This window comes from Arthrobacter sp. TMS2-4 (assembly GCF_054511075.1).
In genome coordinates this window covers 69307-84918 of sequence record NZ_JBTNDI010000004.1, presented here as the reverse complement: position 1 = coordinate 84918, position 15612 = coordinate 69307, and the positions used below count along the sequence as shown (strand labels likewise).

15 protein-coding genes are annotated in these 15612 nt (G+C 71.3%); 1 reads left to right on the top strand and 14 read right to left on the bottom strand.

Annotated elements, in window-relative coordinates:
• Position 1: 1 nt before the first annotated feature.
• The 9 genes from gmk to pyrR all read right to left on the bottom strand — a co-directional run bounded on the left by gmk (position 2) and on the right by pyrR (position 10025).
• A complete protein-coding gene (gene gmk / locus ACX80F_RS07385) occupies positions 2-571 on the bottom strand; it encodes a guanylate kinase (RefSeq protein WP_459335737.1) in 570 nt (189 codons plus the stop codon).
• 10 nt (positions 572-581) lie between these two features.
• Entirely contained in the window at positions 582-920 is a 339-nt protein-coding gene (gene mihF / locus ACX80F_RS07380) for an integration host factor, actinobacterial type (RefSeq protein ID WP_459335736.1), read from the bottom strand.
• 169 nt (positions 921-1089) lie between these two features.
• Positions 1090-1941: an orotidine-5'-phosphate decarboxylase gene (gene pyrF, locus ACX80F_RS07375; RefSeq protein ID WP_459335735.1), complete on the bottom strand. Its 852-nt coding sequence runs from the start codon at positions 1939-1941 to the stop codon at positions 1090-1092.
• Positions 1931-5239: a carbamoyl-phosphate synthase large subunit gene (gene carB / locus ACX80F_RS07370; RefSeq protein WP_459335734.1), complete on the bottom strand. Its 3309-nt coding sequence runs from the start codon at positions 5237-5239 to the stop codon at positions 1931-1933. Before carB ends, pyrF begins: the two co-directional genes overlap by 11 nt.
• Complete coding sequence (gene carA, locus ACX80F_RS07365) at positions 5239-6465, bottom strand: glutamine-hydrolyzing carbamoyl-phosphate synthase small subunit (RefSeq protein ID WP_459335733.1); 1227 nt, start codon at positions 6463-6465, stop codon at positions 5239-5241. The genes carB and carA overlap by 1 nt, the downstream gene beginning before the upstream one ends.
• Positions 6462-7040 carry a PH-like domain-containing protein gene (locus tag ACX80F_RS07360; RefSeq protein WP_459335732.1) on the bottom strand — a complete coding sequence of 193 codons (579 nt, stop codon included), beginning with the start codon at positions 7038-7040 and terminating at the stop codon, positions 6462-6464. Before ACX80F_RS07360 ends, carA begins: the two co-directional genes overlap by 4 nt.
• Complete coding sequence (locus tag ACX80F_RS07355; RefSeq protein WP_459335731.1) at positions 7028-8410, bottom strand: dihydroorotase; 1383 nt, start codon at positions 8408-8410, stop codon at positions 7028-7030. The genes ACX80F_RS07360 and ACX80F_RS07355 overlap by 13 nt, the downstream gene beginning before the upstream one ends.
• On the bottom strand, positions 8407-9447 hold the full coding sequence (locus tag ACX80F_RS07350; protein WP_459335730.1) for an aspartate carbamoyltransferase catalytic subunit: 1041 nt from the start codon (positions 9445-9447) through the stop codon (positions 8407-8409). The genes ACX80F_RS07355 and ACX80F_RS07350 overlap by 4 nt, the downstream gene beginning before the upstream one ends.
• Positions 9444-10025, bottom strand: a complete 582-nt coding sequence (pyrR, locus tag ACX80F_RS07345) for a bifunctional pyr operon transcriptional regulator/uracil phosphoribosyltransferase PyrR (protein WP_459335910.1) — start codon at positions 10023-10025, stop codon at positions 9444-9446. The genes ACX80F_RS07350 and pyrR overlap by 4 nt, the downstream gene beginning before the upstream one ends.
• Positions 10026-10127: 102 nt before the next feature.
• On the opposite strand from pyrR, the gene ACX80F_RS07340 reads away from it, so the two are divergent.
• Positions 10128-11429: a PrsW family intramembrane metalloprotease gene (locus ACX80F_RS07340; RefSeq protein WP_459335729.1), complete on the top strand. Its 1302-nt coding sequence runs from the start codon at positions 10128-10130 to the stop codon at positions 11427-11429.
• A 179-nt stretch (positions 11430-11608) separates the two neighbouring features.
• Here the strand turns inward: ACX80F_RS07340 and nusB are convergent, their stop codons facing one another.
• The 5 genes from nusB to aroC all read right to left on the bottom strand — a co-directional run bounded on the left by nusB (position 11609) and on the right by aroC (position 15603).
• Positions 11609-12019: a transcription antitermination factor NusB gene (nusB, locus tag ACX80F_RS07335; RefSeq protein ID WP_459335728.1), complete on the bottom strand. Its 411-nt coding sequence runs from the start codon at positions 12017-12019 to the stop codon at positions 11609-11611.
• On the bottom strand, positions 12016-12579 hold the full coding sequence (gene efp, locus ACX80F_RS07330) for an elongation factor P (protein WP_459335727.1): 564 nt from the start codon (positions 12577-12579) through the stop codon (positions 12016-12018). The genes nusB and efp overlap by 4 nt, the downstream gene beginning before the upstream one ends.
• Positions 12580-12708: 129 nt before the next feature.
• Positions 12709-13803, bottom strand: coding sequence for a 3-dehydroquinate synthase (gene aroB, locus ACX80F_RS07325; RefSeq protein ID WP_459335726.1), 1095 nt, complete (start codon positions 13801-13803; stop codon positions 12709-12711).
• Positions 13793-14395: a shikimate kinase gene (locus tag ACX80F_RS07320; RefSeq protein ID WP_459335725.1), complete on the bottom strand. Its 603-nt coding sequence runs from the start codon at positions 14393-14395 to the stop codon at positions 13793-13795. Before ACX80F_RS07320 ends, aroB begins: the two co-directional genes overlap by 11 nt.
• The gene (gene aroC / locus ACX80F_RS07315) at positions 14395-15603 is read right to left on the bottom strand and encodes a chorismate synthase (protein WP_459335724.1); all 1209 of its coding nucleotides are present in this window, start codon (positions 15601-15603) and stop codon (positions 14395-14397) included. The genes ACX80F_RS07320 and aroC overlap by 1 nt, the downstream gene beginning before the upstream one ends.
• Positions 15604-15612 lie beyond the last annotated feature (9 nt).

Below are 15612 nucleotides of genomic sequence, written 5' to 3'. Positions count from 1 at the left end.
TTCAGCGCTCCAGCGGACGCAGTCCCATCAGTGATACGAGCTCGTCTGCCGCATGCTCCACGGTGTCGTTGACGACGGTGTGGTTGAATTCCGGCTCGGCGGCAAGTTCCAGTTTAGCGGTTTCCAGCCGCTGCTGCTGTTCCTCGGCCGTTTCCGTGCCGCGTCCTGCGAGCCGGCGCACCATCTCGTCCCAGCTGGGAGGCGCCAGGAACACGAAGTTCGCCTCCGGCATGGTCTCCTTCACCTGGCGCGCGCCCTGCAGATCGATCTCCAGAAGGACCGTGCGGCCCTCGTCCATCGCGGCCTGCACCGTCCGGCGCAACGTGCCGTACCGGTTGCGGCCGTGCACCACGGCCCATTCCAGCAGCTGCTCCTCGGCGACGAGCCGGTCGAACTCCTCTGCCGAGACGAAGAAGTAGTGCACACCGTCGATCTCCCCCGGGCGTGGCGGGCGGGTGGTCGCCGACACGGAGAGCCACACGGCGGGATAGTTGTCCCGGATGTAGGTCGAGACTGTTCCCTTGCCGACCGCCGTGGGGCCGGCCAGGACTGTCAACCGGGGCTGAGACACTGACGCTTCCTTACTTCCTGGCCGAGCCAGAGTGGTGTTGTTCGAGATACGTGACGAGGGCCTTGCGCTGGTGGATGCCGAGTCCGCGGACCCGGCGGGTCCCCGCGATGCCCACCTCCGCCATGATGGCCGCCGCCCGCACGTCGCCGACGCCGGGCAGGGCCTTGAGGAGGTCGAGGACCTTGAGGCGGCCCACGGCGTCGTCGCCGTCGGGGTTCTGGATCACGTCCGCCACGGAAAGCTTACCGGTCCGCAGCCGGGACTTGACGTCCGCCCGCACCGCACGCGCCGCCGTCGCCTTCTCCCGCGCCCGCGTCCGTTCCTCGTCCGTCAATGGCTTCAGGCTCACTGCTGCTCCCTACGCTGGACGGCACCACGGAGGGTGGCGACCGCTCGTCGTGGCTGGGTCAGGTGGATCGCCGGACGCGCGTGGACGCCTTCCGGGGTGGGTGGGGCCGGCAGGCCCGGTGGAACGAACCTACCGGGCGCACGCCTCCGAAATCAATGCGCGCCCGCGCTCACGCGAGCCCGTCGCGGGTCCGCTCCGCCTCCCCCCGCAGCGACGCCGCGTCGGGCCCGGCGGCGAGGACCGCCCGGCTCGAGGTCGGCAGCACGAACGGCAGGGCCGCGCCGAACGCTGCCTCCAGTTCGCGCCGCCCCGCGCCCTGGGCCCCGACCCCCGGGGCGAGTATCGGACCGTTGAGGGAGGGCAGGTCCAGCCCCAGCCGCTGCGCCGCATCACCGATCGTCGCGCCGATCACCAGGCCCACCTGCCCGGGTCCCGGACCGGCGTTCTCGGCCGCTGCCGCATGCGCGATCGACCGCGCCACGGACGCGTCCCCGCCCGTGTGCTGCACCGACCGGCCCTCGGGATTGGAGGTCAGGGCGAGGACGAACACACCGCGTCCCGTCGCCGCAGCGAGGTCGAGGGCGGGACGGAGCGACTCGAACCCCAGGTACGGGTTCAGGGTGACCGCGTCGGCTGCCAGCGGATGGCCCTCCCCCAGCCACGCCTCGGCGTAGGCCTGCATGGTGGATCCGATGTCGCCGCGCTTGGCGTCCGCGATGGTCAGCACGCCCGCGTCGGCCGCGCGGGCCAGCAGCGTCTCGAGGACCGCGAGTCCGCGCGCGCCGTGCCGTTCGAAGAGTGCGACCTGCGGCTTGAGGGCCGCGACGACGGGCCCGACCGCGTCGAGCACCGTGAGCGAGAACCGCTCGAGGCCCGCCGGGGTGTCCTCCAGCCCCCAGGCACCGAGCAGTCCGGGGTGCGGGTCGATGCCGACGCAGAGGCTTCCCCGGTCCGCCCGGGCCGCCGCGAGGCGCTCCCCGAAGGGGGCACGGCTCACGGCGGCACCCGGCTCAGGAGGCATCGCGGGCCGCGGTCGACGCCCGGAGGTTCGCCGCGTGCTCCTGCAGGCTCGTCACCGACCACTCGTAGGAGCGCATGGCCTCGATCGCCTGGACGGCCGCCCCCGCCTCGGGGATCGTCGTGATGACCGGGAGTCCGTAGGACGTGGCGGCCGCGCGGATCTCGTAGCCGTCGCCGCGCGCCTGGCCCCCCGAGGGCGTGTTGATGATCATGTCGATCCCGCCCTCGGTGATGAGGTCGACGATGGTGCCCTCACCATGGGCGCCCGTCCCCTCGGCGACCTTGCGGACCGTCGTCGCCTGGATGCCGTTGCGTCGCAGGACGTCGGCCGTCCCGCCGGTGGACACGATCTCGAAGCCGAGGTCCACGAGCCGCTTGACCGGCATCACGATGGCGCGCTTGTCCCGGTTCGCCACGGAGACGAAGACCTTGCCCTGCACCGGCAGGGCGGCGTTCGCGGCGGCCTGGCTCTTGGCGAAGGCCGTGTCGAAGTACTTGTCGATGCCCATCACCTCACCCGTGGAGCGCATCTCGGGGCCGAGCAGGGAATCCACCACCGTGCCCTCGGGGGTGCGGAAGCGGCTGAAGGGCAGCACGGCCTCCTTGACGGAGACCGGCGCGTCCAGCGGCAGGGAGCCGCCGTCGCCCCGGGCCGGGAGCATCCCGCGCTCGCGCAGTGCGGCGACGGTGATTCCGGTGCCGATGAGGGCGGCGCCCTTCGCGAGCTGCACGCCCGTGGCCTTGGAGACGAACGGCACGGTCCGCGAGGCGCGCGGATTCGCCTCGAGCACGTAGAGGACGTCGGAGGCCAGCGCGAACTGGATGTTGATGAGTCCCCGCACGCCGACGCCCTCGGCGATGGCGAGCGTGGCCTCCCGGACGCGGTGCAGCACATCGGCGCCGAGGGTGATGGGCGGCAGCACGCACGCGGAGTCGCCGGAGTGGATGCCGGCCTCCTCGATGTGCTCCATGATGCCGCCGAGGTACATCTCCGTGCCGTCGTACAGCGCGTCGACGTCGATCTCGATCGCGTCCTCGAGGAAGCGGTCGATCAGCACGGGGTGCGCCTCCGTGATCTCCGTGGCGTTGGAGATGTAGCGGGAGAGGTTCGGCTCGTCGTAGACGATCTCCATGCCGCGGCCGCCGAGCACGTAGGACGGCCGGACCAGCACCGGGTAGCCGATGTCGTCGGCGATCTTCTTCGCGTCCTCGAAGGACACCGCGGTGCCGTTCTTGGGGGAGATCAGGCCGCCGGCGTCGAGCACCCGGCTGAACGCGCCGCGGTGCTCGGCCAGGTCGATGGCCTCGGGGGACGTGCCGAGGATGGGGATCCCGGCGTCGGCGAGCTCCTGGGCGAGCTTCAGCGGCGTCTGCCCGCCGAGCTGGACGAAGACGCCGAGCACCCCGCCGGTGCGCCGCTCGGCGGCGATGACCTCGAGGACGTCCTCGAGGGTGAGCGGCTCGAAGTACAGGCGCGTGGAGATGTCGTAGTCCGTGGAAACCGTCTCGGGGTTGCAGTTGATCATGACCGTCTCGTACCCGGCCTCACGCAGCGCCATGGTGGCATGGACGCACGAGTAGTCGAACTCGATGCCCTGGCCGATCCGGTTGGGCCCGGAGCCGAGGATGATCACGGAGGGCTGCTCGTGCTGCGCCACCTCGTCCTCCTCGTCGTAGGACGAGTAGTGGTACGGCGTGTAGGCGGCGAACTCCGCGGCGCAGGTGTCCACGGTCTTGAAGACCGGGCGGATCCCGAGCGCGTGCCGCACCCCGCGCACCACGGCCTCGGGCGTGGAGCTGAGGGAGCCGATCTGCTCGTCGGAGAACCCGTGGCGCTTCGCGCGCCGCAGCACGTCCTCCGTCAGGTTCGGCGCCGAGCGGATCTCCTCCGCGACCTCGTTGAGGAGTTCCAGCTGGTCGAGGAACCACGGGTCGATCCCCGTCGCCTCGTACAGCCGCTCCACGCCGGCGCCACCGAGCAGGGCGCGCTGCACCTGCGAGAGCCGTTCCGTGGTGGGGCGCCGGGCCGCCTCGACGAGGGCGTCCACATCGGCGGCGGGAACCGGCGCGTAGGAGAACTGCGACCCCTTCTGCTCGAGGGAGCGCAGCGCCTTCTGCAGCGCCTCGGTGAAGTTGCGGCCCATCGCCATGGCCTCGCCCACGGACTTCATGGTGGTGGTCAGCGTGGGGTCCGCGGCGGGGAACTTCTCGAACGCGAAGCGGGGCACCTTGACCACCACGTAGTCCAGCGTCGGCTCGAAGGACGCCGGGGTCTTCAGCGTGATGTCGTTGGGGATCTCGTCGAGCGTGTAGCCGAGGGAGAGCTTCGTGGCGATCTTGGCGATCGCGAACCCGGTGGCCTTCGATGCGAGGGCGGAGGAGCGCGAGACGCGCGGATTCATCTCGATGACGACGACGCGGCCCGTGTCGGGCTCGATGGCGAACTGGATGTTGCAGCCACCCGTGTCGACACCGACCTCGCGGATCACGGCGATCGAGATGTCCCGCAGGCGCTGGTACTCGCGGTCGGTGAGCGTCAGGGCCGGAGCCACCGTGATGGAGTCCCCGGTGTGCACACCCACGGGATCGACGTTCTCGATGGAGCACACGACCACGACGTTGTCGTTCCGGTCCCGCATCATCTCGAGCTCGTACTCCTTCCAGCCGAGGATGCTCTCCTCGAGAAGGACCTCGCTGGTGGGGCTGTACTGCAGGCCCTGGCCGACGATCCGGCGGAGGTCCTGCTCGGTGTACGCGAGGCCGGAGCCGAGACCGCCCATCGTGAAGGACGGCCGGACGACCATCGGATAGCCGAGCTCCTCCGCGGCGGCCAGCGCCTCGTCGAGCGTATGGATGATCGAGGACCGGGCCGATTCCGCGCCGCACCGCGCGACCACGCCCTTGAACTTCTCGCGGTCCTCGCCGAGCTCGATCGCGGCGATGTTCGCGCCGATGAGCTCCACGCCGTACTTCTCGAGGACACCGTTCTTGTCGAGCGCGATCGCCGTGTTCAGCGCCGTCTGGCCGCCCAGGGTGGGCAGCAGGGCGTCCGGGCGTTCCTTCGCGATGATCTTCTCGACGACGTCCGGGGTGATCGGCTCCACGTACGTGGCGTCGGCGAATTCCGGGTCGGTCATGATGGTGGCCGGGTTGGAGTTCACGAGGATGACCCTCAGGCCCTCCTCGCGCAGCACGCGCAGCGCCTGCGTGCCCGAGTAGTCGAATTCGGCGGCCTGCCCGATGACGATCGGCCCGGAGCCGATCACGAGGACGCTCTTGAGGTCGGTTCTGCGGGGCATCAGTTCTCTTCCTGGGTTGTGCTGGCAGGGGCGGGCTGGTCGCCTGCGCGGTCCTTCTCGGCCCGCATCAGGTCGATGAAGCGGTCGAAGAGGTACGCCGAGTCGTGCGGACCGGCCGCGGCCTCGGGGTGGTACTGGACGGAGAAGGCCGGGAGGTCCAGGCACGCCAGGCCCTCCACGACGTCGTCGTTCAGGGACACGTGACTCACCTCGACGCGGCCGTAGCTGCCGGCGGGCGCCTCCACGGGCCCGTCCAGCGGGGCGTCGACGGCGAAGCCGTGGTTCTGCGAGGTGATCTCGACCTTGCCGGTGCGGCGATCCAGGACGGGCTGGTTGATCCCCCGGTGGCCGTAGCGCAGCTTGTAGGTGCCGAAGCCGAGCGCGCGGCCGAGGATCTGGTTGCCGAAGCAGATGCCGAAGAACGGCACGCGTGCATCGAGCACGCGCCGCAGGAGATCCACCTGGGCGTCGGCCGTCGCGGGATCACCGGGGCCGTTGGACATGAAGACGCCGTCCGGCCGCGCGGCCAGCACGTCGTCGAAGGTGGCCGCGGCGGGCAGGACGACGGTGCGCACACCGCGCTGGGCGAAGTGCCTGGGGGTCATCGCCTTGATGCCGAGGTCCAGGGCGGCGACGGTGGCGACCGTCTCGCCGGCCCAGCCGTGGTCGGCGGGTTCGACGACGTACGTCTCGTCGATGCTGACCTCCTCGGCGAGGCGGGAGCCCGCCATGGACGGCTGGGCGAGGACCTGCTCGACGAGCCGGTCCTCGGGCAGCGAAGCGTCGGCGCCGGAGAAGATGCCGGCACGCATGGCCCCGCGCTCGCGGAGGTGCCGCGTCACGGCACGCGTGTCGACGCCCTCGATCCCGACGATCCCCTGCTCGCGCAGCTGGTCGTCGAGGCTCTGCTCGGAGCGCCAGTTGGACGGACGGCGTGCCGCGTCGCGGACGATGTACCCGGCCACCCAGATGCGGCGCGACTCGGCGTCGGCGGCGTTCACCCCGGTGTTGCCGATGTGCGGCGCCGTCTGGACGACGAGCTGACGGGCGTAGGACGGGTCGGTGATGGTCTCCTGGTACCCGGTCATGCCGGTGGCGAAGACCGCCTCGCCGAACGTGGTGCCCTCGGCCCCGTAGGTGCGGCCGCGGAACGTGCGGCCGTCCTCGAGGACGAGCACTGCGGGTGCCTGTCGGTGGACCGGTGCCGTTGTTGGAGCGTGGCTCACAGCTGTTCCCTGCCTTCGGGGGTCGGTGGAGTGCGGTCGGGGGTGGTGTCTGTGGTGTCGGTGCGGGCGGCGCCCGGGTGGGCGGGGCGGGCCGGGACGAGGGCGGCCGCGGCGGCGAGGAGCTGGGCCTTGTGCGCGGCGTGGCGGGTGCGGAACCCCGTGTCGACGCCGAGGGCGCCGAGGCGCCAGGTGAGGATCACGAGTCCCTCCTTCTCGACGAACTTGCCCGTCATGCCGCCGGCGAGCTGCACGGAGGTGAGGTCACCGCGCGGGATGAAGACGGTGCGGGCGCCGGTGCGCGTGACCAGGATGCCGTCCTGGTGGACGGTGGCGACGGCGTTGCCGCGCAGGCCCAGCCCGTGGACGGCGATACGGTCGAGCCAGTCCCCCGCCGTCGTCGTCGCCACGTACTGTCCCTCGGCCTCGTAGAGGACGGGTCCCGGGTCCGCGGGCGGCTCAGGAGGCGCGGGGACGTCCGACTGGCGGCGCAGCCGGTTGCGCCAGCCGAGTCCCATGAGCACGATGACGACGGCGATGATGCCGAGGGTCAGCACGACCCAGCCTAGATATTCCATGCGGCGGCCTCCTCGGTCGTGGTGGCGGACGCGGGGCGGGGCGTCGCGAGGCGCCCGCCGAGGACGGTCGGGTGCCCGGCGTAGAAGACGGCCCGGACGCTGCCGGGCAGCTCGAGGCCGCGGAAGGGGCTGTTGCGTCCCTTCGTGGCCATCGTGGACGGGTCGACGGTCCAGCGCGCGGCCGGATCGACGAGGATCAGGTGGGCGGGCTCGCCGGCGGCGATCGGCCGGCCCTGGTGCTCGAGGCGGCCGATCCGGGCCGGGCTGACGGAGGTGACCCGGGCGAAGCCCTCCCAGTCCAGCAGGCCGGTGTCCACCATGGTGTGCTGCACCACGGACAGCGCCGTCTCGAGACCGGTCATGCCCATGGCGGCCTGCGCCCACTCGCACTCCTTGTGCTCGCTCGGGTGCGGCGCGTGGTCGGTGCCGACGACGTCGATCGTGCCGTCCGCGAGGGCCGCACGCAGCGCGTGGACGTCGTCGGAGGTGCGCAGCGGCGGGTTGACCTTGTAGACCGGGTCGTAGCTGCGGACGAGCTCGTCGGTGAGGAGCAGATGGTGGGGGGTCACCTCCGCGGTGACGTCGATGCCGCGGGCCTTCGCCCACCGGATGATCTCCACCGACCCGGCCGTGGAGACGTGGCAGACGTGCAGGCGCGAGCCGACGTGCTGGGCGAGCAGGACGTCGCGGGCGATGATGCTCTCCTCCGCGGCGGCCGGCCAGCCGGCGAGGCCGAGCACGGCCGAGACCTCGCCCTCGTTCATCTGGGCGCCCTCGGTGAGGCGGGGTTCCTGCGCGTGCTGCGCGATGACGCCGTCGAACGCCTTGACGTACTCGAGCGCGCGGCGCATGAGCACCGGGTCGGAGACGCAGATGCCGTCGTCGGAGAACACGCGGACGGCGGCCCGGGACTCGGCCATGGCGCCGAGTTCGGCGAGCCGCTCGCCGCGCAGCCCGACGGTCACCGCCCCGACCGGGCGGACCTCGACCCAGCCCGAGGCCAGTCCCAGGCGGTACACCTGCTCGACGACGCCGGCGGTGTCGGCCACGGGAGAGCTGTTGGCCATGGCGTGCACGGCGGTGAACCCGCCGAGCGCGGCGGCGCGGGAGCCGGTCTCGACCGTCTCGGCGTCCTCGCGTCCCGGTTCGCGGAGGTGCGTGTGGAGGTCCACCATGCCGGGTAGGGCGATCAGGCCCTCGGCGTCGATCGTCTCGGCGTCCGCCGGCGCCTCGGACGCCGCGGCGGCGCCGACGGCGGCGATGGCGCCGTCGCGGACGAGGAGGTCCTGGGCGTCGCGGCCCAGGATCGAGGCTCCGCGGATGAGGTACGGGGGTGGCGTGGGGCCGGTGGAACTGGTGCGGGTCGTCACAGGGGGCGGCCTTCCGGGATGAGGGCTGGCGGGTCGTCGGTCTGGTGCTGCCCGTCGGAGTCGTCCTGCGCGTCACGCGGATCCCCGGCGAGCAGCAGGTACAGGGCCGCCATCCGCACGGACACGCCGTTGCGGACCTGGGCGAGGACGGTGGAGCGGGGCGAGTCCGCGGCGGCGGCCGAGATCTCGAGGCCCCGGTTCATGGGACCGGGGTGCATGATCACGGTGTCGTCGAGGCCCATCGTGTCCAGCAGCGCGAGCCGTCCGTCGTCGAACCCCCAGCGCCGTGAGTACTCGCGCGTCGAGGGGAAGAACGCGGCGTTCATCCGCTCGGCCTGCAGGCGGAGCATCATGACGGCGTCGGGCCGCTGCGCGAGGGCGTCGTCGAGGTTGTAGAAGACGGTGCAGGGCCAGGCTTCGACGCCGACCGGGAGCAGGGTGGGCGGGCCGGCGAGGAGGACATCCGCGCCGAGCGTCGTCAGCAGCCAGACGTTGGAGCGCGCCACCCGCGAGTGGAGGACGTCCCCGACGATCAGGATCTTCATGCCGGCGAGGGTGCTCCCCGCGCTGGGTGTGCCCGCGAGCCGCGCCCAGTGCCGGCGCAGCGTGAAGGCGTCCAGCAGGGCCTGGGTAGGGTGTTCGTGGGTCCCGTCCCCGGCGTTGACGACGGCGGCGTCGATCCAGCCCGACGCCGCGAGCCGCGCCGGGGCCCCGGAGGCCGGGTGGCGGATCACGACGGCGTCCGCGCTCATGGCCTCCAGGGTCTGCGCGGTGTCCTTCAGCGATTCGCCCTTGGACACCGACGATCCCTTGACCGCGAAGTTGATGACGTCGGCGGAGAGGCGCTTCGCTGCGGCCTCGAAGGAGATGCGCGTGCGGGTGGAGTCCTCGTAGAAGAGGTTCACCACCGTCCGGCCGCGCAGCGCAGGGAGCTTCTTGATCTCCCGCTCCCCGACCACCGCCATCTCCTCGGCGACGTCCAGCAGGCGCAGCGCGTTCCGGACGGACAGGTCCTGGGTGCTGAGCAGGTGCTTCACGCGCCGCCCTCGATGACGACCTCGTTCACGGCGGACCCGCCGATCAGGTCGATCTCGGCGAGATGCACGCGCACGCGTTCGCGGGACGATGTCGGGAGGTTCTTGCCCACATGGTCTGCGCGGATGGGCAGTTCGCGGTGACCGCGGTCGACGAGGACCGCCAGGCGGACGGCGCGCGGACGGCCGAGGTCGGCGAGGGCGTCGAGGGCCGCCCGGATGGTGCGCCCCGAGTAGAGGACGTCGTCGACGAGGACGACGACCTTGTCGTCGATGCCCGACGGCGGCAGCTGGGTCGCGAGCGGTGAGCGAGTGGGATTGCGGCGGAGGTCGTCCCGGTACAGGGTGACGTCGAGCTGGCCCGTGATGAGGTCCGGGTCCACCGAGGGGTCCACGGAGGCGATCTTCTGGGCGAGGCGCTGGGCCAGGGGGAAGCCCCTGCGCGGGATGCCGAGGAGGACGAGGTCCTGCGAACCCTTGTTCGCCTCGAGGATCTCGTGGGCGATGCGCGTGAGTGCGCGGTCGATGTCTGCTGCTGCGAGAACAACGCGCTTGGTGATGCCGGATTCCGAGGCAGGCATGGTCATGACACGCTTCCTCCTTCCCCGCCTCACGGGACGGAACTTAAAGGGTGGTTGCGCATTCAAAACTACCACAGCGGTACTTGCCCCTAGGGTTGGGGAATGGCACTGAACAACCAGGGAACGAACGCGGGCGGGCCGCACGGCTACGGACGACCGGAGGACCCGCGCCGGGCGCAGCACGACCTCCGGCGGTACCGGCGGAGCGACCAGGGGTGGTGGAGCGACACCACCGTGCGGCACCCTCGGGCGGCGCCGACGCGCGGTCCGGGCGACCCCATCCATCCGGTGTGGGACCGGACGCCCCGACACCGCCGGGTGCTCGACGTCCTCCTCGTGCTCGTCGCCGCCGTGGTGGTCGCCGCCGTCCTCCTCGTCCTCTCGCTGTCCCTCGGGCCGTCGGCGTTCGTCCTCTGCGGCATCCTCGCGCTGGTCCCCCTGGGGATCTGCCTCCTCGGGCTGCGCTGGATCGACCGGTGGGACCCCGAACCGCGCGGTGCCCTGCTCTTCGCGTTCCTGTGGGGCGCCGGGACGTCCGTCGCCGTGACCCTGCTGCTCGGCACCTACGTGGTCGAACTGCTGGGGAATGCGCTCACCACGACGTCCCCGGACGTGATCGGCCCGGTCCTCCAGGCGCCGCTCGTCGAGGAATTCGCCAAGGGCCTCGGCGTCCTGATCCTCGTGTACACGCGCCGCAGCCACTTCGACGGACCGGTGGACGGCATCGTCTACGCGGGGACCGTCGCGGCGGGCTTCGCGTTCACGGAGAACATCCTCTACTTCGGCTCCGCCGTGATGGACTCGGGCAACGCCGGCGCCCTCGTGGGGGTGTTCGTGCTGCGCGGACTGTTCTCCCCGTTCGCCCATGTCATGTTCACTGCCGTGCTCGGGTTCGTCCTCGGTCACGCGCTGACCCGGGGTGGGGGCAACGCCCGGATCCTCGGTGCCTTCGTCCTCGGGCTCCTGCCGGCCATCGCCGGTCACATGCTGTGGAACGGTGGCACGATCCTGCTGTTCGACAACTTCTTCCTCTTCTACTTCGTGGTCCAGGTGCCGCTGTTCATCGCCGCCGTGATCGCCGTCGTCCTCCTCCGGCGTGCCGAGCGGCGCCTCACCGAGGCGCGCCTGGGCGACTACGCGGAGGCGGGCTGGTTCACGGTCGAGGAGGTGCACATGCTCGCGACCGGGCCCGGCAGGTCGCGGGCCCTCGCGTGGGCAGGACTTGTCGGGGCGAAGGCGGACATGCACGCGTTCATCCGGACGGCGTCGCGCATCGCGTACACGCGCCAGCGGATGCTGGGCGGCCGGCGCGACGGCGACTACGTGGCCGAGGAACGCGCCCTGCTGGCCGAGGCGTCGCAGCGGCGGGCCCGGATCGTCCATCTGGCCTCGACCGCCGGGTAGGAGTGGCGCCGTCGGGTTGCCGTCGGGTTGCCGTCGGGCCTCGAGTGCGCGTGTGGTCGGTGGTGCGACCCGCCACACCTGCACGACGAGCGCGACAGGACCGAGCACCCCTTGAACACAGAAGCCCCCGGAGGCCATCGACGGCCTGCGGGGGCTTCCAGGGACGAGCGGAGGGCCGCTCAGGCGAGCAGGGTCGGCTTGAGCTGCTGCAGGCGTCCGAGGAGACCGTTGACGAACTTCGGCGACTCGTCCGTGGAGAGCATCTTGGCGAGCTCGACGGCTTCGCTGACCGCGACGCCGTCGGGCACGTCGTCGTTGAAGAGCAGCTCCCAGCTGCCGATCCGCAGGATCATCAGGTCGACGGCGGGCATGCGGTCGAGCGTCCAGCCCTGCGAGTAGGTGCTCAGGTACTCGTCGATCTGCTCCTGGCATTCTAGGACGCCCTCGACGACGTCGACGGTGTAGTCGGCGATGATCATGTCGGTCTTCTCGCGGCGTGCGCGGATGACCTCGAGGGCGGGCATGTCGCGCTGCGCCGATTCGAAGAGGATGTCCAGGGCCCGGCGTCGGGCCTTACTGCGTGCGCTCACTCGTTGACGCGTCCCAGGTACTCGCCCGTGCGGGTGTCGACCTTGACCTTGGTGCCGGTGCCGAGGAACAGCGGGACCTGGATCTCGTGGCCGGTCTCGACGGTGGCGGGCTTGGTGCCGCCCGTGGAGCGGTCGCCCTGGAGGCCCGGCTCCGTGTAGGTGATCTCCAGCGTCACGGACGCGGGGAGTTCGACGTACAGCGCGGAGCCCTCGTGCATGGCGATCGTGGCCATCTGGCTCTCGAGCATGAAGTTGGCGGCGTTGCCGACGGTCTTGCCCGGCACCGTGAGCTGGTCGTAGTCCGTGGTGTCCATGAAGACGTAGTCCTCGCCGTCCTTGTACAGGTACTGGTAGTCGCGGCGGTCCACGGTGGCCGTCTCGATCTTCAGGCCCGCGTTGAAGGTCTTGTCGACCACCTTGCCGGAGAGGATGTTGCGAAGCTTGGTGCGGACGAAGGCGCCACCCTTGCCGGGCTTGACGTGCTGGAATTCGAGGACGTTCCAGAGGTTGCCTTCGAGCTTCAGCACAGTGCCGTTCTTGATGTCGTTCGTGGTCGCCACAGATTCACTTTCGTCGGTTCGTGCGTGTACGGGAGCGGAGGGGCCGGCCGGGGCACAGCGGGCGCGCGGAGGCGCGCCGAAAGTCCAGAGACCAGTCTACCCCGCGGCGCCGGGACCCGGCGGACGGGGTCAGGACGCGATCTCCTGGTAGGCGGCGAAGAGGAGCGACGTGTCGGGGACCTCGAGCATGCCCGGCCTGCCGATGCCGTCCAGCACCACGAAGCGGAGGAGGTCGCCGCGGGACTTCTTGTCGCGGCGCATGCCGTCCAGGAGCGAGGCCCAGCGGTCACGCCGGTACGTGACCGGCAGGCCGAGCGACTCGAGGATGCTCCTGTGCCGGTCCGCATCGGCATCACTGAGCCGCCCGACCATCCGCGAGAGCTCCGCGGCGAACACCAGGCCCACCGAGACGGCCGCGCCGTGCCGCCACGAGTACCGCTCCGCGAGCTCGATGGCGTGGGCGAGGGTGTGGCCGTAGTTGAGGTACTCGCGGCGGCCCGATTCACGGAGGTCCTCGGAGACGATGTCCGCCTTCACCCGGATGGCCCGCTCCACGAGGTCCCGTAGCACGGGCGATGCAGCGTCCGTCGCCGCCGCCTGGTCCCGCTCGATCAGGTCGAGGATCACGGGGTCCGCGATGAACCCGCACTTGACCACCTCGGCGAGTCCCGTCACGAGTTCGTTCTTGGGCAGCGTGCCCAGCGCGTCGAGGTCCACCAGGACGGCGGCCGGCGGATGGAAGGACCCCACGAGGTTCTTGCCCTCGGCGGTGTTGATGCCCGTCTTCCCTCCGACGGCGGCGTCCACCATGCCGAGCAGGCTCGTGGGCAGGTGCACCACGCGGACCCCGCGCAGCCAGGTCGCCGCGACGAACCCGCCCAGGTCGGTCACCGCTCCCCCTCCGACGGTGACCACGGCGTCCGACCGCGTGAAGTCGTTCTGGCCGAGCACCTGCCAGCAGAAGGCGGCCACCTGGATGTGCTTGCCCTCCTCCGCGTCCGGGATCTCCGCGGTGACGGCGGTGAAGCCGGCGTCGGCGAGCTCGTCACGGACGGTGTCGCCGGTCGCGCGCAGCGCCCTCGGGTGGATCACCAGGACGCGCCGCACGCGCTCGCCGAGGATCGCGGGCAGCCGCCCGAGGAGTCCGCGACCGACGACGACGTCGTACGAGTCTCCGGGCGTGCTGCCGGTGACCGGGATGATGGTGGGGGTCTCAGTGTCCATGGGGTGTGGTCCCGCTCTCGTGGTTCAGGTCGTGTGTCGGGTGGTGTGTCGTGGGGCTGCCGCCGTCGGGCCGATCGTCGCGACGGCAGAGGGCCGGCAGGGCCCTGAGCACCGCGGCGGTGACCCCGCGGACGGAGAGGCCGCGCGTGTCGACGACGGTCGTGGCCAGCGCCTCGTAGACGGGCCGCCGTGCGTCGTACAGTGCCTGCCACCGTTCCGCGGGGCGCCCGGCCAGCAGCGGCCGGCCGGAGTCGGCGCCGATGCGCGGGAGGACGGTCGCGAGGTCGGTGTCGAGGAACACGACCGTGGTGTCCTGCAGCAGGTCCCGCGTCCGCGGGTGGAGGACGGCCCCGCCGCCCAGGGAGACCACGGCGTCCTCGGCGAGGGCGGCGCGGACCACCTCGGCCTCGATGGCGCGGAACGTGTCCTCGCCCTGGCGGGCGAAGATCCGGGCGATGCTGCCGTGCTGCTCGACGATCACCCGGTCCGTATCGATGAACCGGGCTCCGATCCGCTCGGCGAGCATTCTGCCCACCGCCGACTTGCCGACCGCCATCGGCCCCACCAGGGCGATCGCACGGGTCTGCTGCATCAGGCCCCGGCGGAGTCCAGGAACTCCGGGATGTTCTCGAGGTAGCTGCGCAGGTTGCGGGCTGTCTCGGCCAGGGAGTCCCCGCCGAACTTCTCGGTCACGGCCTCCGCGAGCACGAGGGCCGTCATGGCCTCGGCGACGACGCCGGCCGCGGGGACGGCGCACACGTCCGAGCGCTGGTGGTGTGCCCGGGCGGCGGCACCGGTGCTGACGTCGACGGTCCGGAGCGCCCGGGGCACGGTGGCGATCGGCTTCATCGCGGCGCGGACACGGAGCGTGTCCCCGATGCTCATGCCGCCCTCGATACCTCCGGCGCGGTTGCTCGCGCGGACGATCTTGCCCTCGTCGTTGCGGATGATCTCGTCGTGGGCGGCCGTGCCGCGTCGCGCGGCGGTCTCGAAGCCGTCGCCGACCTCGACGCCCTTGATGGCCTGGATGCCCATGAGGGCGGCGGCGAGGCGGGCGTCGAGCCGGCGATCCCAGTGCACGTAGCTGCCGAGGCCCGGGGGAAGGCCGTAGGCGACCACTTCGACGACGCCCCCGAGCGTCTCGCCCTCCTTGTGGGCGGCATCCACCTCCGCCACCATGGCGTCCGAGGTGTCCTGGTGGAAGCATCGCAGCGGATCGTTGTCGAGGGCGATCACGTCGTCCGGCGTCGGCAGGACGGCGTCGTCGGGCACCGAGATGTAGCCGACGGCGACCGTGTGGCTGACGAGGCGGATCCCGAGGCCCTCGAGGAATTTCGCGGCGACGGTACCGAGCGCCACCCTCGTCGCCGTCTCGCGGGCGCTGGCGCGCTCCAGGACGGGACGTGCTTCGTCGAAGCCGTACTTCTGCATGCCGGTGAAGTCCGCGTGACCGGGGCGCGGGCGGGTCAGGGGGGCGTTGCGGGCGGAGTCGGCGAGGTCCGCTGCGTCCTGGTCGCCCAGCGGATCCGCGGACATGATCTTCTCCCATTTGGGCCACTCGGTGTTCGCGACCTCGATGACGACGGGTCCGCCCTGCGTCACCCCGTGCCGGACGCCGCCCATGATGCGCACCTCGTCCCGCTCGAACTTCATGCGGGCGCCGCGCCCGTACCCGAGCCGCCGACGGGCCAGCGCGTCCTGGATGGCACTGCTCGTGATGCCCACCCCGGCGGGCATGCCCTCGATGATCCCGACCACGGCGGGGCCGTGCGATTCTCCTGCGGTCAACCAACGCAACATGGCTTCCAT

Excerpts from the sequence above, each read along its gene's own strand:
- ACX80F_RS07320 (WP_459335725.1), bottom strand. The coding sequence starts at position 14,395 with ATGCAGCAGACCCGTGCGATCGCCCTGGTGGGGCCGATGGCGGTCGGC.
- ACX80F_RS07360 (WP_459335732.1), bottom strand. The coding sequence starts at position 7,040 with ATGGAATATCTAGGCTGGGTCGTGCTGACCCTCGGCATCATCGCCGTC.
- aroB (WP_459335726.1), bottom strand. The coding sequence starts at position 13,803 with ATGGACACTGAGACCCCCACCATCATCCCGGTCACCGGCAGCACGCCC.
- pyrR (WP_459335910.1), bottom strand. The coding sequence starts at position 10,025 with ATGCCTGCCTCGGAATCCGGCATCACCAAGCGCGTTGTTCTCGCAGCA.
- carB (WP_459335734.1), bottom strand. The coding sequence starts at position 5,239 with ATGCCCCGCAGAACCGACCTCAAGAGCGTCCTCGTGATCGGCTCCGGG.
- ACX80F_RS07340 (WP_459335729.1), top strand. The coding sequence starts at position 10,128 with ATGGCACTGAACAACCAGGGAACGAACGCGGGCGGGCCGCACGGCTAC.
- pyrF (WP_459335735.1), bottom strand. The coding sequence starts at position 1,941 with ATGCCTCCTGAGCCGGGTGCCGCCGTGAGCCGTGCCCCCTTCGGGGAG.
- aroC (WP_459335724.1), bottom strand. The coding sequence starts at position 15,603 with ATGTTGCGTTGGTTGACCGCAGGAGAATCGCACGGCCCCGCCGTGGTC.